This window comes from Croceibacter atlanticus HTCC2559 (assembly GCF_000196315.1).
In the GTDB taxonomy this organism is placed as follows: domain Bacteria; phylum Bacteroidota; class Bacteroidia; order Flavobacteriales; family Flavobacteriaceae; genus Croceibacter; species Croceibacter atlanticus.
Genome location: NC_014230.1, coordinates 257,179 through 278,440, shown reverse-complemented (window position 1 = coordinate 278,440; position 21,262 = coordinate 257,179). Strand labels below are relative to the sequence as shown.

The 21,262-nt window shown below is 36.9% G+C and carries 13 protein-coding genes and 1 pseudogene; 8 read left to right on the top strand and 6 right to left on the bottom strand.

Annotation, left to right across the window (positions count from 1 at the left end; translation table 11 throughout):
- From CA2559_RS01140 to tsaB, 4 genes and pseudogenes are all read left to right on the top strand, one after another.
- On the top strand, positions 1-1,122 hold the full coding sequence (locus tag CA2559_RS01140; RefSeq protein ID WP_013185991.1) for an efflux RND transporter periplasmic adaptor subunit: 1,122 nt from the start codon (positions 1-3) through the stop codon (positions 1,120-1,122).
- Positions 1,123-1,183: 61 nt separating this feature from the next.
- Complete coding sequence (locus CA2559_RS01135; protein ID WP_013185990.1) at positions 1,184-2,515, top strand: TolC family protein; 1,332 nt, start codon at positions 1,184-1,186, stop codon at positions 2,513-2,515.
- A 4-nt stretch (positions 2,516-2,519) separates the two neighbouring features.
- A pseudogene (locus CA2559_RS01130) lies at positions 2,520-3,800 on the top strand (efflux RND transporter periplasmic adaptor subunit).
- Between the two features lie 2 nt (positions 3,801-3,802).
- Positions 3,803-4,471, top strand: a complete 669-nt coding sequence (gene tsaB, locus CA2559_RS01125) for a tRNA (adenosine(37)-N6)-threonylcarbamoyltransferase complex dimerization subunit type 1 TsaB (protein WP_013185989.1) — start codon at positions 3,803-3,805, stop codon at positions 4,469-4,471.
- Here tsaB and CA2559_RS01120 read toward each other — a convergent pair.
- The 3 genes from CA2559_RS01120 to CA2559_RS01110 all read right to left on the bottom strand — a co-directional run bounded on the left by CA2559_RS01120 (position 4,468) and on the right by CA2559_RS01110 (position 7,730).
- Positions 4,468-5,310, bottom strand: a complete 843-nt coding sequence (locus CA2559_RS01120; protein WP_013185988.1) for a mechanosensitive ion channel family protein — start codon at positions 5,308-5,310, stop codon at positions 4,468-4,470. The genes tsaB and CA2559_RS01120 overlap by 4 nt on opposite strands.
- 81 nt (positions 5,311-5,391) lie before the next feature.
- Positions 5,392-7,437 (bottom strand): thioredoxin domain-containing protein, encoded by a 2,046-nt coding sequence (locus CA2559_RS01115; RefSeq protein WP_013185987.1) that lies wholly within the window; start codon positions 7,435-7,437, stop codon positions 5,392-5,394.
- 92 nt (positions 7,438-7,529) lie between these two features.
- The gene (locus CA2559_RS01110; RefSeq protein WP_013185986.1) at positions 7,530-7,730 is read right to left on the bottom strand and encodes a dodecin family protein; all 201 of its coding nucleotides are present in this window, start codon (positions 7,728-7,730) and stop codon (positions 7,530-7,532) included.
- Positions 7,731-7,886: 156 nt separating this feature from the next.
- Here CA2559_RS01110 and CA2559_RS01105 point away from each other — a divergent pair, with 156 nt between their 5' ends.
- Entirely contained in the window at positions 7,887-10,136 is a 2,250-nt protein-coding gene (locus CA2559_RS01105) for an inorganic phosphate transporter (RefSeq protein ID WP_013185985.1), read from the top strand.
- Positions 10,137-10,210: 74 nt separating this feature from the next.
- Here CA2559_RS01105 and CA2559_RS01100 read toward each other — a convergent pair whose 3' ends face one another.
- On the bottom strand, positions 10,211-11,128 hold the full coding sequence (locus CA2559_RS01100) for a NifU family protein (protein ID WP_013185984.1): 918 nt from the start codon (positions 11,126-11,128) through the stop codon (positions 10,211-10,213).
- 177 nt (positions 11,129-11,305) lie between these two features.
- Here CA2559_RS01100 and CA2559_RS01095 point away from each other — a divergent pair, with 177 nt between their 5' ends.
- Together CA2559_RS01095 and CA2559_RS01090 are read left to right on the top strand one after the other, a co-directional pair.
- On the top strand, positions 11,306-14,485 hold the full coding sequence (locus tag CA2559_RS01095; protein ID WP_148232761.1) for a choice-of-anchor L domain-containing protein: 3,180 nt from the start codon (positions 11,306-11,308) through the stop codon (positions 14,483-14,485).
- A complete protein-coding gene (locus tag CA2559_RS01090) occupies positions 14,482-17,064 on the top strand; it encodes a T9SS type B sorting domain-containing protein (protein WP_013185982.1) in 2,583 nt (860 codons plus the stop codon). Before CA2559_RS01095 ends, CA2559_RS01090 begins: the two co-directional genes overlap by 4 nt.
- A gap of 70 nt (positions 17,065-17,134) precedes the next feature.
- On the opposite strand, the gene CA2559_RS01085 is transcribed toward CA2559_RS01090, so the two are convergent.
- Positions 17,135-18,649 carry an OmpP1/FadL family transporter gene (locus CA2559_RS01085; protein WP_013185981.1) on the bottom strand — a complete coding sequence of 505 codons (1,515 nt, stop codon included), beginning with the start codon at positions 18,647-18,649 and terminating at the stop codon, positions 17,135-17,137.
- 21 nt (positions 18,650-18,670) lie between these two features.
- The gene (locus CA2559_RS01080; RefSeq protein ID WP_049787187.1) at positions 18,671-19,639 is read right to left on the bottom strand and encodes a hypothetical protein; all 969 of its coding nucleotides are present in this window, start codon (positions 19,637-19,639) and stop codon (positions 18,671-18,673) included.
- A 99-nt stretch (positions 19,640-19,738) separates the two neighbouring features.
- Between CA2559_RS01080 and proS the strand changes: the two genes are divergently transcribed.
- On the top strand, positions 19,739-21,217 hold the full coding sequence (gene proS, locus CA2559_RS01075) for a proline--tRNA ligase (protein WP_013185980.1): 1,479 nt from the start codon (positions 19,739-19,741) through the stop codon (positions 21,215-21,217).
- Positions 21,218-21,262: the final 45 nt, after the last annotated feature.

Genomic DNA, 21,262 nt, shown 5'->3' with positions numbered 1-21,262 from the left:
ATGAAAAAATCTGTAACCATTATCATCCTAATAGTTATTGCATTAGGTTTCAGCATTTCTTTGTATTACCTCTATAGCAAAAATCAAGAGGACCCTATTATTTATACAACAGAAACGCCAACTACAGAAACTATAGTTAAGCAAACAGTGGCTACGGGTAGCATTGTGCCAAAAGAAGAAATATTAATAAAGCCTAATATTTCTGGAATTATAGATGAAGTAGCTATTGAAGCTGGAGATATTGTTAAGCAAGGAGATCTTATTGCTAAGCTTAAAATTGTGCCTAATGTAAATAATTTAGCAAGTAGTAAAAATCAAATTTCTACAGCTAAAATTGCATTAGACAATCAGAAAAAAATCTACGACCGTCAAAAAGCGTTGTTTGATAAAGGTGTAATTTCTGCAAATGAATTTGACCAGGCAAACACAAGTTACCTTCAGGCTAAGCAAACTTATGATGCAGCCAACCAAACTTATCAGATAGTTAAAACAGGTTCTGCAAGAGGATTAGGTGTCTCTGCAAATACAGAAATTAGAGCTACCGTTGCAGGAATGGTATTAGATGTGCCTGTTAAAACAGGAAATCAGGTTATTGAGAGTAACAACTTTAATGATGGGACAACAATTGCAACATTGGCAAATGTTAATAATATGATTTTTGAAGGAAAGGTAGATGAAAGCGAAGTTGGAAAAGTATCTGAAGGCTTACCGTTAGAAATAACAGTTGGTGCTATTGAAAATAAAACCTTCGATGCAGTTTTAGACTACATAGCTCCTAAAGGTGTAAGTGAAAATGGTGCTATTCAATTTGAGATAAAAGGAACGCTACAAAAGCAAGATTCAACTTTTATACGTGCAGGATTAAGTGCCAATGCCTCAATTATTTTGGCAAAAGCAGAAAACGTCCTTGCTATAAAAGAAGCCTTAGTTCAATATGACCCTAAGACACAGTTACCGTTTGTAGAAATTGAAACTGGAGAACAGTCTTTTGAGCGTAGAGATGTAAAATTAGGAATATCCGACGGTATAAATGTTGAAGTATTAGAAGGATTATCAAAAGACGACAAGATTAAAGTTTGGAACCAAGTGAAGCCAGTACAAGGTTTTAGCGGAAGAGGATAATTTTTTTATTCAATCTGTAACTATTTATTAAAACATAGACTTATTAATTAAGATCACCATTATGAAAGGATTCTTTAGTATAGTATGTATCGTTTTGTTTGCCGTTTCTGGACAAGCACAAGATAAAACATGGACATTGGCAGAATGTATTAATTACGCTCTGGAAAACAACATATCCATTAAACAAAGTGAATTAAACTTAGAGGCTGCAGAAATAGATAAGAGCGACGCTATCGGTAATTTTTTACCATCAATTAATACAAGTGCTTCACTATCTAAAAATACAGGTTCAAGTATTAACCCAGTTACTAACACATTTGAAAATACCTCATTTACATCTGCTACAGGTGGCATAAACGCAGGATTAACATTGTTCGATGGGTTAAGAAATTTTAGACAGCTACAACGATCTAAGCTAAACAGACTAGCTAGTCAATACTCATTAGACAAAATGAAGGATGATATTTCTTTATTTGTGGCTAATGCTTACTTGCAAGTATTGTTTAATAAAGAAACTGTAAATGTGCTTAGATCTCAAAATGAAATTACCATTCAGCAGTTGGAGCGTACACAAGAATTGGTTGATGCTGGATCTTTACCAGCAGGAGACCTCTTAGAAATTAGAGCTACAAATGCAGATGAGAAACAACGCTTAATAGTTGCTAAGAATAATGTAAGAATTGCATTAGTAAGCTTAGCACAAACACTTTTAATTAAAGATTACGATAATTTTCAAATTGCAGATGATGACTATAATATTATAGATGATGGTTTATTAAGTAAGCCAGTTTCAGTTATCATAGCACAAGCAGAAGAAGAGCGTAATGAAGTTAAGCTTGCAGAGCAAAATAAAGCTATAGCAGAGAAAGATGTAGAGATTGCAAAAGGAGCATACCTTCCTACACTAAGTGCATTCTTTCAATATAACACGCGTTGGGCAGATAATGATTTCTTTAACCGAGACTTTAGAACTCAACTTTATGAAAATGATGGTTTAGGTTATGGGTTGCAATTAAGCTTACCTATATTAAATGGTTTTGCTACAAAAAACTCTGTTAAGAGAAGTAAGATAAATGTACTTAGAGCAGAATATAACTTAGAGCAAGCAAAACTAGACTTAGAGTCTAACGTGTATCAAGCCTATGTAGATGCAGAAGGAGCTAAAGAAGCATATGAAGCTGCCTTGGTAGCATTAGAAAGTCAATCACAAGCCAATACATATGCACAAGAGCGTTTTGATGTTGGCCTAACAAATGCTTTCGATTTTAGCCAAAGTAAAATACGTTTGCAAAACGCAGAGATTGAAGCAAAACGTACTAAGTACGATTATATTTTTAAACTTAAAGTCTTGGAACTCTACTTTGGGGTACCTGCTTCAGAATTAAAATTCTAGTATTATGAAAAAAAAGACACTCTACTTATTATTAGGTGGTTTAGCACTAATGGCAATCCTAGTAGTAGGTTCAAAATCTGGCTGGTTTGGTAAGAAAGGCGATTTTGAGACTGTTGAAGTAGCAACTATTGAAACTATAAACATTACTGAAACAGTTTCTGCTACTGGAAAAATACAACCAGAAGTAGAAGTTAATCTTTCTTCTGAAGTTTCTGGAGAAATTATCGAACTACCAGTAAAAGAAGGCCAATCTGTTGAAAAAGGAGATTTGCTGGTTAAAATAAATCCAGACTTAATTCAATCTGCATTAAATCAATCTCAAGCAGCTTTATCTAATACAAGAGCTGGCTTAGAGCAAGCAAATGCAAGTTTAAAGGAAGCAGAGTCAAATTATAACAGAAACAAGACTTTGTTCGACAAAGGTATAATCTCTAAAGCAGAATGGGATCGTGTAGTATCTGCATATGAAGGTGCTTAAGCAGCAAAACAATCTGCATATTATTCTGTACAAAGTGCCTCTGCAAATGTTTCTCAAGCTAGAGACAACTTAAACAGAACTACAATTTATGCACCAAGAAGTGGTACAATCTCAAAACTAAGTGTCGAGTTAGGTGAGCGTGTGGTTGGTACACAACAAATGGCTGGTACAGAAATTATGCGTGTAGCAAACCTTGCAAATATGGAGGTTGAGGTAGATGTAAATGAAAATGATATTGTAAAAGTTAATGTAGGAGACTCAACAATTGTTGAGGTAGATGCATACCTTAAAAAAGAATTTAAAGGTATTGTTACAGAGATTGCAAACTCTGCAGATAACGCATTAACTGCAGATCAGGTAACAAACTTTAAGGTTAAGGTGCGCATTTTAGAAGAGTCTTATAAAGATTTAATTGAAGATAAGCCAGAAGGATTTTCACCGTTTAGACCTGGTATGACAGCTACGGTTGATATTATTACAAAAAAACGAGAAGATATTATAGGTGTACCAATTAGTGCTATTGTTATTAAGACAGATACCTCTTCAGGCAAAAAGAGCAGAAAAGAAAAAATGGAGATTAAGTCTTCTGAAGAGCAACGTTTTGAGTGTGTGTTTATAGCTAAAGATGGTAAAGCAAAACTTAGGGTTGTAAAAACAGGTATACAAGACGACACAAATATTGAAATCTTATCTGGCCTATCTGCTGGAGAAGAAGTTATAGTTGGCCCGTACACAACTGTTACTAAAAATTTAGATAATGGTGAGGCTATAGAGCGCCAATCTCCTAATCAAGAAAAAGACGAGTAATTGTGGCATTAATTCTTAGTATAGAAACCTCTACAACAAACTGTTCTGTAGCTTTAGGAAAAGATGGTGTTCTTGTTTCCTTAAAGGAAGATTATAATGATCAATACTCTCATGCAGAACGATTGCATGTGTTTATAATGGAAATTCTTGAGGAAAATAAAAAGAAACTTTCAGAGCTAGATGCTATTGCTATAAGTAAAGGACCAGGTTCTTATACTGGATTAAGAATAGGTGTAAGTACAACTAAAGGACTATGTTTTTCTTTAGACAAACCCCTAATCTCAATAGGTACTTTAAATTCTTTAGCGCATCAAATAAATAGTGACGGCCTCATTGTACCAATGCTTGATGCTAGGAGAATGGAGGTTTTTAGTTCAATATATAACTCAGATTTTAAATTACAGCGAGAAATTGAAGCTCAGATACTAGATGAGACTTCTTTTGTTGAAGAGCTAAATCTTGGGAAAGTAACATTTGTAGGTAATGGTGCTCCTAAATTTAAAGAGGTTTGTAAACATCCTAATGCAATATTTGTAAATAAATTGCCTTCTGCAAGAGAAATGGTACCATTGGCTGAAGCAAAATATAAAAGCGACACCTTTGAGGATGTCGCTTATTTTGAGCCTTTTTATTTAAAGGATTTTGTAGCTGGAAAGAAAAAAGCAAACTAGCTTTTTACGTCTTCCGCATACATGTGTACGTCTCTTTGTGGATAAGGAATAGATATGCCTGCTGCTTCTAATCGAGCTTTTCCTTCCTCTAAGATATGCCATCTTAACGCCCAGAAATCATCATTTAAAGCCCAATATCTTAAAGATAAATTTACAGAGCTATCTGCTAATTCTGCAAGGACAATCATTGGTGCAGGTTCTGCCATTACAGTTTCTTGCTCTAACGTAAGTTTAAGTAAAATGTCTTTTGCAAGCTTTACATCATCATCATAAGAAATACCAAAAACAAGGTTTTCTCTACGTTTTCCTTCTTCTGTATAATTTATAATGTTGTCGTTTGAAAGTTTTCCATTAGGAATAATAGCTAATTGATTTCCGAACGTAAGCAATTTTGTATTAAAGATAGAAATCTCTTTTACCGTACCTTCTATACCTTGGCCCTTAATAAAATCGCCAACTTTAAAAGGTTTTAATAGTAAAATAAGAACACCACCAGCAAAATTTGCTAAAGAACCTTGTAATGCCAAACCTATAGCTAAACCTGCAGCACCAATAATAGCTACAAAAGAAGAGGTTTGTACACCAAGTTGAGAAACAACAGTTACAAATAATAAGACTTTAAGCGCCCAATTGGTTAAGCTTAATAAAAAGTTCTCCAAAGTAGGATCGTAATCTTTTTTCAAGAAGAATTTTCTTAACCATCCGGTAGTAATTTTTATAATCCACCAACCAACTATAAAAATTACAATTGCCAATAAGATATTTGGTAAGTAGCCTAAAACCTTATCAAAATATTTTGATATAATTTCATCGTAGTTTTTAATATTTTCTAAATCCATAGGTATGTACTAATTTTTTTGCAAAGGACTAATTTTTACAGCGTATAACCATATAACTAGCGTTAAGGTTTATTTAAAACCCTACTCAAGACATTGCTTTACAGCACTAGAAACTTTATCTGTAGGTACATTACATGTATTGTCTTTACAAACGTATATTAGTGTTTGCTCATCTACATATCTATTTTTAAATATCAAAAGATCATTATTTTCCTTTTCTGTAGCTGCTGTTATACTGTTTGGGATATAATTTAAATTTAAGTCTTTAACGTAGTTGCTTGCATTTTTACCCGTAATGACAATCTCATGGTAAGGGAAGCTAAAATTCATTATGACGTCTAACCAATTAGAATAGCCACTTGCATAAGTCTTAGCATCTTGTAATACTGTTTTTAATTGTTGTTCTGCTATTTCTTTGTAAGATTTTATGCCTAATAAATGAGATAGTTTAAAAAGGTTTTTAGCCATTGTAGAGTTAGATGCCGGAATAACATTGTCTTGCTGCTCTATAGGTCTTGTTACTAGTGCGTCATCTAAATTAGAATTGAAGTAAAATATATGCTGTTCCTCATCATAAAAGTGTTTGAGAGCATATGTAGTTAATTCTTCAGCTTTTGAAAGCCACTTACTATTAAAAGTAACTTCAAATAAAGATATAAAAGCCTCAATTGTAAATGCATAATCTTCGAGATAGCCATTTATCTTGGCTTCATTTTTATTATAGCTATGAGTTAAGCTACCATCTTTCTGAAGCATTTTATCCAGTATAAAATTTGAAGCTTTAAGGGCTATTTCTAAATAATCATTTATTTGAAATGCTTTATAAGCATCTATGTAGCCATTTATCATCAAAGCATTCCAGGATGTTAAAGATTTGTCGTCTAAACGTGGTTGTGCTCTTTTTTGACGGTTATTGTTTAAAAGAGCTTTCCAGGAAGTTAATTTTTTATCTAGAGTAGATATTGGAATAGAAAAATCATTAGCTATCTCGCTATTAGATTTGGTTCTTATTAGTACATAATTATTGTGTTCCCAATGTCCATATTCATTAATGTTATAATAGGCTTCAAACAACGGATAATCTTCATTTAATAACGATTTTAATTCAGCTTTAGTCCAAACATAAAAAGCGCCTTCCTCTAACTTGCCTTCAGTATTAAGACTATCCGCATCTAGAGAAGAGTAAAACGAACCGTTGTCTCTTGTTAGTTCTGTTTCAATAAAATTAAGGGTGTTTGTTACTACAGTTTTATACCAAGGATCTTTTGTGAGCGTATAAGCTTTTGAATATAAACTAACCAGCTGCGCATTGTCATAAAGCATTTTTTCAAAATGTGGCACGTGCCATTTAGAGTCTACAGCGTATCTTGAAAAACCACCACCAATATGATCATACACACCACCATAAGATATCTTGTTTAATGTAAGTATTACATAATCTAACAAAGATTTGTCTTTAGTTTGATGAGCATACCTAAGTAAAAATTGGTAATTGTTTGGCATCATAAACTTTGGAGAACGCTGTGTGCCACCATAAGTATAATCAAACTGGTTAGACCAAGTTTGTAGAGAGTCTTTTAAAAATGCTTTCGATATATCTGTGTTTGAGTCAGTTTTAGTAACTAAAGAAACCTGTGCCATACCTTTAGATAGCTTTTCTGCATATGTAATCATATGTTCTGAGTTGCTCCTATATAGATCTGCTAGTTGATGTAAACTTCCTTTCCATTGTTTTTTTGGCAAATATGTTGCACCCCAAATTGGTCTGCCATCTGGCAAGGCTACAATATTTAGTGGCCAACCACCTTGTCCTGTCATAAGTTGGAGTGCCTTCATGTAAACTTGATCCACATCTGGACGTTCTTCTCTATCTACCTTAATGTTTATGAAGTTAGCATTCATTACTTCTGCAATAGATATATCTTCAAAACTTTCGTGTTCCATAACATGGCACCAATGGCAAGCAGCATAGCCAATACTTATTAAAATAAGTTTGTTGTCTTCCTTTGCTTTATTTAAAACTTTAGAAGACCAACCTACCCAGTTTACAGGATTATTAGCGTGTTGCAGTAAATAAGGGCTAGTTTCCTTAGAGAGTAAATTATTTGTATTAATTTTTGAAGACATAATGCTGTAAATTGAAAAGCAACTTAGGTTTGTTGAACAAAAAAACGCCCCTAAGGATAGTTAGGAACGTTAGTTTAAGTGTTTAATGTTTGTTAATCTACCTCGAAGGTAATTTTTGCATTTACTCTAAACTCTGTAATTTCATCGCCTTTAACAACTGCATTTTGCTCGTTAATATAGACAGATCTTATGTTTTTTACAGACTTCCCTGCGTGCTTAACTGCTTTTCTAGCAGCGTCTTCCCAGCTTTTATCAGAATTTGCTAAGACTTCAATAACTTTTAAAACAGACATAATTTTTGTGTTTAAGATTTATATTGGTTTCATAGGTAAGATACAAAAAATCATATGCTTAGAAGAAAAGTGTATCTGCTTAATGTTTTATTAACTTAGTAAGCTGTTAAAAGTTATAAAAATGTATGACTTTTGCCGAATTATTGAATATACACTATGGACAATATTTATATTATCATGCTTGTGGCATTATTTGCCTTGGCTATCACAGATTTAGTAGTAGGTGTTAGTAATGATGCTGTTAACTTTCTAAACTCTGCAATTGGCTCTAAGGCAATTTCAATGCGTACTATCATGATTGTTGCTAGTATAGGTGTGGCAGTTGGTGCCATATTTTCTAGTGGTTTAATGGAAGTTGCTAGAAAAGGAATTTTCTTGCCTGGCATGTTTTATTTTGATGAGATCATGGTCATATTTACAGCCGTCATGCTCACAGATGTGCTCCTCTTAGACTTTTTTAACTCCTTAGGATTGCCAACATCTACTACAGTTTCTATTGTTTTTGAATTGTTAGGAGCTGCTGTGGCAATGGGTTTTATAAAAATATACCAGTCAGATGATAGTTTTGCACTGATATACCAATACATAAATACAGAAAAAGCTACAGAAATAATTGTAGGAATATTGCTCTCTGTCGTCATTGCTTTCTCAATAGGTGCGCTTGTGCAATATTTGTCTAGAGTTGTATTTACATTTAAATATGAAAAGAAGATAAAGCTTTTCGGAGCTTTATTTGGTGGAGTTTCTATGACTGCTATTACATACTTTATTCTTATTAAAGGAATGAAGACAATTAGCTTTATTTCTGATGATATTAAAACTTACATAAATGAAAATACGCTAATCATAATCGGGATTAGTTTTGTTATTTGGGCCTTAATTTCACAAGTATTAATGAAAGTATTTAAGATAGATATTCTTAAGGCTATTATTGTTGTAGGTACTTTCGCTTTGGCATTGGCTTTTGCAGGTAATGATCTTGTAAACTTTATTGGTGTGCCAATTGCAGCTTGGCAATCTTATGATATTTATATAAGTTCTGGTGTTCCAGCTAATGAACTTATAATGTCTGGTTTAGCAGGTTCTGTTGAAACTCCAGAATTTCTTTTGATACTTGCAGGAGCAATCATGGTTATTACCTTATGGTTTTCTAGTAAAGCACGTTCTGTTGTTGATACTGGAGTAAATTTATCTAGACAAGGTGAAGGTGTCGAGAAGTTTTCACCTAACTTTTTGTCAAGAACTATTGTAAGATATTCTGTATTATTAGGAGCAGCTTTAGAAACAGTAATTCCTAAAAAAGTACAGGAAACTATAGATTCTAAATTTGAAAAAGTAGAAATACCTAAATCTAAAAAGTTAGAAGCACCAGCTTTTGATATGGTGAGAGCTTCTATAAATCTAGTAGTTGCAAGTATTCTAATTTCTATAGGAACAAATTTAAAATTACCACTATCTACAACCTACGTAACCTTTATGGTAGCAATGGGTACATCTTTGGCAGATAGAGCTTGGGATAGAGAAAGCGCTGTTTATAGGGTTGCAGGTGTTGTAAATGTTGTTGGCGGTTGGTTTGTAACTGCTATTGTTGCATTTATTGCAGCAGCTGTTTTTTCAAGCATACTTTATTTTGGAGGTTTAGTAGCATTAGTCTTATTAATTATTTTGGCAGTAGCTCTTATAGTAAGAAGTGCAATGGCTCACAAGAAAAAAGTAAGAGAAGAAAAGGCTGTTAAGCATTATAATTTAAGTGATATCATTACTATTAATGAAATTACTAATGATACTTCAAATAATATTTCTAGTGTTTTAAGTGGTATTAATAAAAGTTACTCAGGCGTTGTAACTAATTTAGGATATCATGACCTTAGTAAACTTAAAAAAGAAAACAAGAGAGTTGGTAAATTAGTAAAAGAGGTAGATGAGCTAAAAGGCAATATATTTTACTTTATAAAATCTTTAGATGATAATAATATAGGAGCAAGTCAATTCTATATTCATATTGCAGATCATTTACATGATATGGTTCATTCAACTAAAACCATTACTAATAATAGTTACAATCACGTAAATAATAATCATAAGAATCTTAAGTTTAATCAGATAAGAGAACTCAAGGGTATTGATAAGAAGATGCAGGTTCTTTTTGATGATATTACAAATACATTTGACTCTCACTCTTTTGAACGTATAAATGTTATTATAGATGACAAACAAGAGTTGTTAAACCATGTTTCAGATTTAATACAGAAACAAATTACTCGCATACGTACTTCAGAGACAAGTCCTAAGAATACAAAACTATACTTTGGTATTCTTTTAGAAACTAAAGACCTTATAGTGTCTACTATGAATCTATTACAATTATTTCAAGAGTTTTATAATGATGCTAGGCGTACATTATAATCTTAAATAAGAACCCAAAAAAAGCCTCTTGAAATTTCAAGAGGCTTTTTTTTTGTTACTATCTATATTATTAGTTATCCATTAATTGCAACAACATGCTCTACTTTACCATTAAGCATATCTCTAAGCATAGTTTCGATTCCGTTTTTTAATGTCATTGTAGAAGAAGGGCAACCAGAACAAGCACCCTGTAAAATCACTTTTACAGATTTTGTTTCTTCATCATAGGAGTCAAACATAATGTTTCCACCGTCGCTTGCTACTGCAGGTTTTATGTATTCATCTAAAATTTCGACAATAGCTTTAGAGGTATCATCTAAATGAGATAAATCCAGTTGAGGTTTTTCTGTTGTTCCACCATTTGTTTGTGGAGCTAATTTGTTTGCTCTATGCTCTGTAACAACTGGCTTTCCAGACATTATATGTTGCGAGATAAAATCTCTAAGCTCTGTTGTAATATCGCCCCATTCTGCCATATCATACTTTTGTATAGAAACATAATTTTCATCAATAAATATTTCTTTTACAAATGGGAAATTAAAAAGAGCTTGTGCTAACGGAGCATTAGCGGTATCATCTATACTTTTAAACTCTTCAGATTGAACCACCAATTTTTTGTTAGCAACAAATTTTAAAACAGATGGGTTAGGAGTGCTTTCCGCATAAATGGTTACTGGAACACTTTTTTTCTGAGGTGTTTTATCTATAATAACATCTTCGCCACTGTTAAGGTACTCTAGTATTTGAGATTTCACTTCATCTTGCACATCACTCCATTCGGCAATATCATACTTCTGTATTGCTATAAAATTTTGAGCTATATATACCGTTTTTACAAACGGTAAATAAAATAGTTTTTGGGCAAGCGGAGAAGGCTTCGCTTCATCTATATTATGAAATTCAAAACTATCATGTCTTGATAAAAACTTATTAGTTTCAAACTTAAGTATTGATGGATTTGAGGTTGATTGTATATCAATTGAAAACGACATAGTTATTTTTTTTGCAAAATTACGGATTAAAATAAGCAAATCTGTAATGTGGTTCTTTTTTTACATTCAGTTATACTAACCTTTATCAGTGTATTACATTAAAATTATTGGTAACTTTAGTTAATATTATGATCAATCTATATATTTACCCGAATTACCCATTATATCTATAGCTTTATGAAGCAAGTTTTACTCTTTCTATTTTTATTATTTTTAGGTTTCACATCAAGTGTTCAATCCCAGTTTATAACAGTGGACGATAGTATGTCCGTTCAAGAATTGGTTGAAGATGTACTTATATCTGGATCTTGTGCAAATGTTTCAAACTTTAATTCAGGAACAGGTACAGTCTTTAACGGTATAGGGTATTTTGATGGCAACGGATCAGATTTTCCTTTTGCTGAAGGAATAGTTCTAAGTACAGGATCTGCAACAGCAGCCGTTGGTCCTAATGATACAGGTGGTTTTGGTAGTCAAAATACAGATGCTCCTGCAGATCCAGATTTAGATCTTGCAGTCCCAACAACAGATGCTAGGCAAGATAGAACATTCATTTCTTTTGATTTTGTCCCTTTTGTAAACGAGATATCATTCAACTTCGTGTTTGCATCAGAAGAATACGACGGAGGTTTTCAATGTACATATACAGATGCATTTGCATTCTTGTTAACAGATTCTGAAGGTAATGTACAGAATTTGGCAGTATTGCCAGGAGTGGCGCCTCCTAATAACATAGTATCTGTAACAAATGTTCATCCAGATGTCCCTGGAAGTTGTGGGCCACAAAACGAAGAGTTTTTTGGACAATATAATACTGGTGCAGCTGCCGCAACATCTCCTACTGAGTTTATAGGGCAAACAACTGTAATTAGTGCTATGGGAAATGTAAATCCTGGTGAAACTTATAGAATGAAGTTAGTAATCGCAGATGATAGAGATGGTGTTTATGATTCAGCAGTTTTTTTAGAAGGTGGAAGCTTTAATTTAGGAGCCAACTTGGGAGATGATATTACAATTGAAGCAGGTACGGCATCCTGTAATGATCAAACAGTAACACTTGATGTTTCTGAAAGCTCTGCTAATGCAATAAGTTTTGCTTGGTATCAAGATGGAGTTTTAATTCCAGATGAAACAGACCCTGTTTTAGTTGTTACTGAAGAAGGTGTATATACAGTCGAAGTAGAGTATAATGTTAATTGTGTTGCTACAGACGATGTTTTAATTGAATTCGCTCCACAACCAGTAGCTAACGCACCTCAAGATATACAACTTTGTGATGATGGAGTAACACCTGTGGTATTCAATCTTACTGAAAATGATGATGATGTTTTAGGAGGTCAAGATGCTACCATGTTTAATATTTCATATCATGAGACGATGGAAAATGCAGAAATGGATATGGCGCCAATACCAAATCCAGATATGTATCCACCAACAGGGAATCCACAAACTATTTTTGTGAGAATTGAAGATGCAGCAACAGAAAGCTGTTTTGATACAGCTCAATTTGAAATTCAATCATTCTTTGTATCAATAGGAGAGTTAGATGATTTAATAGAATGTGATACTGATAATAATGGTACTGTTATTTTTGACTTGTCAGTTAATGATGATAATGCTTTAGATGGTCAAGACCCTAATGAATTTACAGTTTCATATCATAATACTCAAGCAGATGCAGATACAGGAGATAACCCTATAGGTCCAAATTATAATAGCACTGTCTCCACCGAAACTATATTTGTAAGAGTAGAAAATAATACTAATCAGACCTGTTACGAATCTGGAAGTTTTCAAATTCAATTTTTTCAACAGCCAATAATTGCATCACAACCTCAAGACTTAGAACTATGTGATGATGGTACTGGTAATGGTGATTTTAATCTTGAAAGTAATACACCTATTGTTTTAGGGAGTCAAGATCCTAACCAATTTACGGTAACATATCATGAAACGCAGGTAGATGCAGATATGGGAGAGAACCCTATAACAGATTCAAATACCTATTCAAATACAGAAAATCCACAAACAATCTTCGTAAGGATAGAAAATATCGATAACACAGACTGTTATGAAACATCAACATTTATACTTTCGTTTTTTCAAGTTACTATTGGTGTTTTAGAAGATTTATTTGCGTGTGATCAAGGAAGTGGAGGTACAGCACTTTTTAATCTTACAGAGAATGATGATAATGCTTTAGATAATCAAAATAGTTTAGATTATTCAATAACCTATCACGATACACAAGCAGGCGCGGATACAAATGATACCAGTATACCAGACCCGACCATGTATACTAATACTATCAATCCTCAAACCATATATGTTCGTATTGAAAGTGATGGAAGTACAGATTGTTATGAAACAGGAACATTCCAAATTGAAGCTACCCCAAGCGCACCTATCCAGGATCCAGAGCCTTTGGAGGTGTGTGACACGGACAACGACGGTTTCTCCGAGTTCGACCTTGACAGCACGAGCAATGGCATAGCCCTCGGCAACCCTGACCTTGTTGTGACGTTCCACCCAACCCAGAGCGACGCCATCAATGGTGTCAATGACCTTTCGAGTCCCTACGGCAATGTGATGGAGGACACCCAGACGGTTTATGTTCGCGTGGAGGACGACATCAATGGCTGCGTTCTTTTCACCGAGCTTGAGCTGATCGTTTATGACAGTCCTCTTCTCGAGACACCAGACCCGCTGGTGCTTTGTGATCTAGGCAGTGACGGCGAGGAAGTCTTCGACCTGACGCAGGCAGAGATGCAGATCCTTGACGGTCTTGACCCTGCACTCTACGACATCACCTACCACGAGACACTTATGCAGGCGATGGACAATATGGGAGCCATCGGCAACCCGACGGCATATACGAATCAGGGCAACCCTCAGACGATCTACGTCCGGGTGACGGACCCATCGAACATGGCCGACTGCAACAACATCGTAGAGCTTGAGCTCAGGGTACGTGACCTTCCGGCTGCGAACCAGCCTGAAGAGCTTGAGGTGTGTGATGACGAGACCGGCGTGGACACCGAGGATGAGGTCGCGACGTTCGACCTGACGACGATGGACACGGTGATCAACGGCGACGCCAATGTTGATATCTTCTACTACGAGACCACGGCGGACATCCCTGGTAACCCTATTGCAGACCCTGAGAGCTATGTTAACATAGCAAACCCTCAGACCCTGGAGGTGAGGGTCGAGGACGAGTTCGGATGTGAGAACTTCACGACATTGACCCTTGTGGTGAACCCGAATCCGAGCATTGCCGATATGATCTTCGAGTATGAGCTCTGCGACATCGACAATGACGGCGTGAGGAGTTCGACCTTGAGAGCCAGACGATGATGATACTGAACAACGAGCCTGATGTGAGCATCACCTACCACGAGACGATGGCCGAGGCGGAGATGGGCACCGATGCGATCGATACGACGCAGCCCTACCAGAACACGGAGGCCAACGTCGATGATATCTACATACGAGCGGAGAATGACATCACTGGCTGTACGACCATCCGCCAGCTTGACCTGATCGTGACGGCCTCACCTGAGATCGAGAGCCTGGATGACCTATTCCAGTGTGACGACGACGGGGACGGCGAGGCGATCTTCGACCTTACCCAGAACACCCCTAATGCGTTGGGCACGACCCAGCCGGATGTGACGGTGAGCTACCATGAGAGCGAGACAGAGGCTGAGGACGGCACGATGCCGATCTCGATGCCACAGATGTACGAGAACCAGACCAACCCTCAGACCATCTGGATACGCCTTGAGGGCGATGATACCCAGTGTGTGACGGTAGGCAGCTTCGAGATCACGGTTGAGGCCCTTCCCGTGGTGAATGCCCCTACGGCACTCAGGATCTGTAATGACGACTATGACGACCCTGCGATCACGACCTTCGACCTTACGGTGAAGGACGAGGAGATCACCGGTCAAAGCCCGGTACTGTCGAACATAGAGGTATACTACTACGAGAGTCAGGCAGACCTGGACAATGACAATCCTATAGCGGATCCTGCGATGTATGAGAATACGCAGAACAACCAGACGATCTTCGTTGAGGTTGTGGACACGGCCACGATGGGGCAATGCTCCGATACCACGACGATGACCCTTACGGTATTGCCGTTACCATCACCTAGCAGTACCAACGAGAACGGAGAGCTTGACCAGGAATCCTGTGATGACAGCGACGGAATTATCGACACCATGGCTGACTTCGACCTTACGGCAAGTGGGGATGTGATAGCGATGGGAGAGAACGTCGATTTGACATACCACTTGAGTGAGCAGGATGCCCTTGACAACATCAACGCCATCCCTGCAGCAGAGGAGACGGCATACAATACAGTGACTCGCACGATATGGGTACGCGTGGAGAACGGTAACCAGAACAATACCTGCTCTGTTCTTGTAAGCTTCGAGGTGGTGGTCAACGCCAATCCAGTACTCACGGACACGTCCTACACGGCAGCACTCTGCGAGCCTGAGGATACCACGCCGGGCATTACGGCCTTCGATGCACAGGAGGTGACCAACAACCTTGTTCCAGACCTGTTGGCAACACCTATAGCAGACTTCACGGTGACCTATCACTTCACGCAGGCAGAGGCAGACATGGGTGTCAATGCGATCCCTGACGGCTTCCTGTTCAGCGAGGCGGTGAACAATCCTGTATATATCAGGGTGGTTGACAACACGACGATGACACAGTGCTACAACAGCGACAACCTCGCGGAGCTGACCATAACGGTGGACACGCAGCCGGAGTTCGTGATGGGAGATGTGGATGATATCTTCCTGTGTGCAGACAGCGCCATGGACCAGGACACCTCCACGATGTTCGACCTCACGGTTAGGGACGGGCAGATAGACGGATCGATGAATCCTGACACCGAGGTTGTGTACTATGCGAGCCAGGCGGACTATGATGCAGGTATCGAGATAGATGCTGCGGATGCCGTGATGTATACCAATACGGTAAATCCCCAGACGATCATCGCCGAGCTCTTCAATCCGGTGACGGGCTGCCGCAGTGACGGTACGGTGGAGTTCGACCTTGTGGTACAGTCACTTCCGGTACTTCCGGCTGCGCTTCAGATGCCTCAGGGCGATATCGTGTGTACGGACGCTCAGGGGAATGTGCTCTCTCCGTTTGATATCGGTTATGACCTTGGTGCGACAGACGGACTTGAGTATACCTATGACTGGACGCCTGACAATATTGATGCAGATGGCGACGGCAACGAGGATGCGATCTATACGGTGACCAGCCTTACACAGGCCACCACCTACAGTGTGGTGATCACCAGGGTTAATGACCCGGTCTCGGGAATGCCTAGCTGTGAGAACGGTCTTGATGAGAACGGCAATCCTTATACGGTGACCTTCACGCCAAGCTCTGCGCCGTTCGCGGCCAATGCCAGTGTGACGGAGACCTCGTTCAACGAGGAGGCGGAGTATACGGTGACGGTGACACCATTGGGTCAGGACGGGCAACCATTACCATTGGAGGATTACCTCTACAGGATAGATGACGGTCCGCTGCAGACCTCCAACGTGTTCACTGGTGTGGGTCCTGGTAGCCATATAGGCTATGCTGTGGATGTGGAAGGCTGCGGCGAGGTCGGTGACCCATTCGGGATCATAGACTACCCGAGGTTCTTCACCCCTAATGGAGATGGCTACAACGACACTTGGAATATCATAGGGATAGATGGGCAACCTGCGGCTAAAATTTATATCTTTGACCGCTATGGGAAGCTGCTCAAGCAGTTGAGTCCAACGGGCAACGGATGGGACGGGACCTTCAACGGTCGTGTGCTTCCTAGCGACGACTACTGGTTCAGCGTCGAGTTCGTGGAACCGGCTGACGGATCCATACAGGAGTTCAGAGCTAACTTTACATTGAAACGGTAATAATATAAGTATATAGATACAAAAAAAGGCTTCAATAATTTGAAGCCTTTTTTTTTGAGAAAAGATTGTTTTATAAGCCAAAACTTAGTGTTGCTGTAAAACTTGAATTCGTAGTGTTTATATTAGCCCTATTTGTTAAACCAATACTATAAAGTTGAGGAGATCTGTCTTGCTCATATATATCATAGGCTAAACCTAACTTTATATTTCCAAAATCATAACCAAAACCTGCTGAATACCCTTTTAGGTCACCTATTGTAGTTTCATCTTTATATGGACTTTCTTGGTAGCGAAAACCACCTCTCAAACTCCATTCTCTTATTCTATATTCTCCTCCAATATTTATGGAAGTTGCTCCTTGAAGTGTGTTTTTTATATTGTTGTTTAAATCTGCAAATGTATTGCTGCTATTAAACTGTGAGTCAAATTCAGTGTTAGAATAGTCTTTGTATGAGTAGTCTAAACTAATTAATCCTTGTTTGCCAAATAATATAGCGCCACTTAGAGTATATTTTCCTGGAGTTTTAAAATTATATTCAGGATAAATATTTATAACATTTGGATTTACAACAGCAGAACCTTCATCGTTACTAAAAGTATCTAAATATTGAGTTGTTTCTTCAGAAATGTTATACCAAGTCGGTGTTTCAAGACTTAAACCTAATCGAAACATAGGTGAAACTTTATAAATTCCTCCTACTTGGGCTGAAAAGCCATTCCCAAATGTTCTCAAGTTATTTTCAAAGAAAATTTCATTAATACCACTGCCGGAATTATTGTTAGTTTCAAATAATACTGTTTGTCTTTCATAATCTATAAAATGTGTATTTAAATTTACACCTAGGTATAAGTCATCATTTATCTGTGCACCACCATTTATAGAGAATTTTCCATTTAAACCATTTGATCGGTAAGCGTAATCTTGTAAGAAATTGCCGTTTGTTAAATTAGATATATAGGTGGTATTATCTGGATCGTCCATCTCGGGATCAATAATAAAACCTTGAAATCCTAAAAAGGCTTGTTGTGCAGCATAGCCTTGTGTTTCGCCTAAAAATGAATATAAGCTAGATATGCTTTCGCCATCTTGTAATTGCAAGAGATCTAAAGGAATCCCTTGAGCATTTTCAAGAAAAAATTGATCAATAGAATTTTGAGTTTCTCCAAAGGCAAAATACTCATCATCTAGATTTTGAGTTAAATTATAATTTAACCCTAAAGTGAATTTTTTAAAGGCTGCATTTTCATCTCTGTTATTAAATACAAATACACCGCCAAGTTGATTTAATTTTCCAGATGTATCATCATTTATTGCTAAGCCATCTCCATAAAAACTATCATTAGATATAGTATAACCACTAATAGAAAGAGAAGCTGTACTATTAAGAAATACTGCAGAACTTGCTGGATTATTCCCTATCGCAGATAAGTCTCCACCTAAAGCTCCAAAGGCTCCACTCATTGCTCTGTATCTTGCAGTTCCTGTAACATTTTCAGAGCTAAATAATACTGCGTCTGAGACGTCTTGAGCTTTCATAGAAATGGCGGTAATACATACCGCCATTGTAATAAATATCTTTTTCATAATAAATAAGTTTTTTAAATTTTATCTTCCACCACCTCTTCTTGAGCTTCCGCCAGAAGAACGTCTTACTCCAGATGAGCTACTACTTGAAGAACGTCTAATAGTTGAGCCAGACCCTGAGCTTCTTGTACTACCAGATGATCTTCTAATGGTTGAAGATGATCTTGTTGTTGATCTACTAGAAGGAGTAACTCTACGTTGTGGTGAAGTAGATCTAGTTCTTACATTGTTGCTAGAACTTGAACGCCTAACCCTTGTTGAGTTACTTCTAACTCTTGTGTTGGAAGAACTTCTGTTAGCATTAACATTGTTAGTTCTGCTTATTCTGTTAGAATTGCTTCTTGTGTAATTTCCGTTTTGATTAGTTCTGTTCACATAATTTGTGTATGCAGACCTTCTGCCATTAGAATAGGCGATTCCGTTGGTAGTATAATAATTATTTCCATAATAGTAAGGATAATTATTAAACCCATAATAAGGACTGTAAAACCCTGCATAATAAGGGCTAAATCCACCGTAGAAATATGGGTTGCCAAAGAAACCGTAACCAAAGCCTCTTCCGTAAAAACCTCCGTATCCATAAAAACCACCATATGCGTATGGGTTATAGAACCCAGAGTTATAGTAATTTATTGATACTGTAGAAGCGTTGTCTCCCCAAGAACCGTAACCACCATTATATGTGGTGTCGTCGTAAATTTCATCTCCTTCATAATTTGAATTAGAAGAATAGGATTCAATATCTGTGAAAATTGCATTCTCTTCAGGAACACTTTCATATTGATAAGATTTTTCAGCAAATAGGTTAGCATAGTAGTTGTCAGAACCTTGAGGAACTTCCTCATAATATTCTTCACCAGTACTTGTGCCATAAATTCCGTCGTTATTGCTACCAACGTATTCATAAGAACCACAAGAAACAAGTGTTATTGTCGCAACTAGCATAACTGCTAATTTATGTGTATATAATAAAGATGTAATAACTCGCATAACTTGATGGTATTAATTGTTGAACGTTATAAAAATAGTTAGTTTTGCGCTAAGCTATTTTTAACTAGTTAGTCACAAGATTTGTGCCAAAATTACAAAATGGGAAAGAACTTAACGCCTAGAAATGAGGATTATTCCAAATGGTATAACGAGTTAGTTGTACAGGCAGACTTGGCTGAAAACTCGGCTGTAAGAGGTTGTATGGTAATAAAACCATACGGTTATGCTATATGGGAAAAAATGCAGGCTCAATTAGATAAACGTTTTAAGGAAACGGGTCATCAAAATGCGTATTTCCCTCTATTTGTACCTAAAAGTTTATTTGAGGCAGAAGAGAAGAATGCAGAAGGTTTTGCAAAAGAGTGTGCTGTTGTTACCCACTACAGGCTAAAAACTGATGAGAATAACCCTGGAAAACTAATAGTAGATCCTGAAGCTAAGCTAGAAGAAGAGTTGGTTGTAAGACCAACTTCAGAAGCAATTATCTGGAACACTTATAAGGGTTGGATCCAGTCCTATAGAGATCTTCCTTTATTAATTAATCAATGGGCAAATGTTGTTAGATGGGAAATGAGAACCCGTTTGTTTTTAAGGACAGCAGAATTTTTATGGCAAGAAGGTCATACGGCACACGCTACAAGAGAAGAGGCTCTTGCTGAAACAGAGCAAATGAATAATATTTATGCTGAATTTGTAGAAAATTTTATGGCTATACCAGTTATAAAGGGAGCAAAGACAGAAAGTGAAAGATTTGCGGGTGCAGTTGAAACCTATTGTATTGAAGCTTTAATGCAAGATGGAAAAGCTTTACAGGCTGGAACGTCACATTTTTTAGGGCAAAATTTTGCTGAAGCTTTTGATGTTAAATTTACCTCGAAAGAAGGGAAGCAAGAATACGTTTGGGCTTCATCGTGGGGAGTTTCAACACGACTTATGGGGGCATTAATAATGACTCACTCAGATGATAAAGGGTTAGTATTACCTCCTAATTTAGCGCCAATTCAAGTTGTAATTGTGCCTATTTATAGAAATGATGAGCAGTTTAATGCTATTTCAGAAGAAGCTAAATTGTTAACTGAAGAATTAAGAGCTGTAGGTATTTCTGTGAAATTTGATGGTAGGGACACACATAAGCCGGGTTGGAAATTTGCTCAATACGAATTACAAGGAGTACCTTTAAGAATTGCAATAGGACCTAAGGATCTAGAAAATGGTACTGTCGAGCTTGCTCGAAGAGATACTTTAACGAAGGAGTTTGTAAAAAGAGAGGATGTAGTTGCTAAGGCAAAAGGGCTAATGACAGAAATTCAAGATACTCTGTTGAAAAAAGCACTAGATTTTAGGAATGATCATATTACCGAAGTTGATGATTTTAAAGAATTTAAAAAAGTATTAAAAAACAAAGGTGGCTTTATAAGTGCACATTGGGATGGTACAACAGAAACAGAAGATAGAATTAAAGAATACACAAAAGCAACAATACGTTGTATACCATTTAATGGTAAAAAAGAAGAAGGAATATGCGTGCTAACCGGCAAGCCATCTTCTCAACGTGTATTATTTGCAAAAGCATATTAAAAAAATTAAATCAATGTTTGTGACTTTAAAAAATAGTTGTATTTT

Bases quoted from the DNA above. Each gene is read 5' to 3' on its own strand.
- CA2559_RS01080 (WP_049787187.1), bottom strand. From the start codon at position 19,639: ATGCGAGTTATTACATCTTTATTATATACACATAAATTAGCAGTTATG.
- CA2559_RS01135 (WP_013185990.1), top strand. From the start codon at position 1,184: ATGAAAGGATTCTTTAGTATAGTATGTATCGTTTTGTTTGCCGTTTCT.
- CA2559_RS01095 (WP_148232761.1), top strand. From the start codon at position 11,306: ATGAAGCAAGTTTTACTCTTTCTATTTTTATTATTTTTAGGTTTCACA.
- CA2559_RS01140 (WP_013185991.1), top strand. From the start codon at position 1: ATGAAAAAATCTGTAACCATTATCATCCTAATAGTTATTGCATTAGGT.
- CA2559_RS01120 (WP_013185988.1), bottom strand. From the start codon at position 5,310: ATGGATTTAGAAAATATTAAAAACTACGATGAAATTATATCAAAATAT.
- CA2559_RS01105 (WP_013185985.1), top strand. From the start codon at position 7,887: ATGGACAATATTTATATTATCATGCTTGTGGCATTATTTGCCTTGGCT.
- CA2559_RS01090 (WP_013185982.1), top strand. From the start codon at position 14,482: ATGATGATACTGAACAACGAGCCTGATGTGAGCATCACCTACCACGAG.
- CA2559_RS01110 (WP_013185986.1), bottom strand. From the start codon at position 7,730: ATGTCTGTTTTAAAAGTTATTGAAGTCTTAGCAAATTCTGATAAAAGC.
- CA2559_RS01100 (WP_013185984.1), bottom strand. From the start codon at position 11,128: ATGTCGTTTTCAATTGATATACAATCAACCTCAAATCCATCAATACTT.
- proS (WP_013185980.1), top strand. From the start codon at position 19,739: ATGGGAAAGAACTTAACGCCTAGAAATGAGGATTATTCCAAATGGTAT.
- CA2559_RS01115 (WP_013185987.1), bottom strand. From the start codon at position 7,437: ATGTCTTCAAAAATTAATACAAATAATTTACTCTCTAAGGAAACTAGC.
- CA2559_RS01085 (WP_013185981.1), bottom strand. From the start codon at position 18,649: ATGAAAAAGATATTTATTACAATGGCGGTATGTATTACCGCCATTTCT.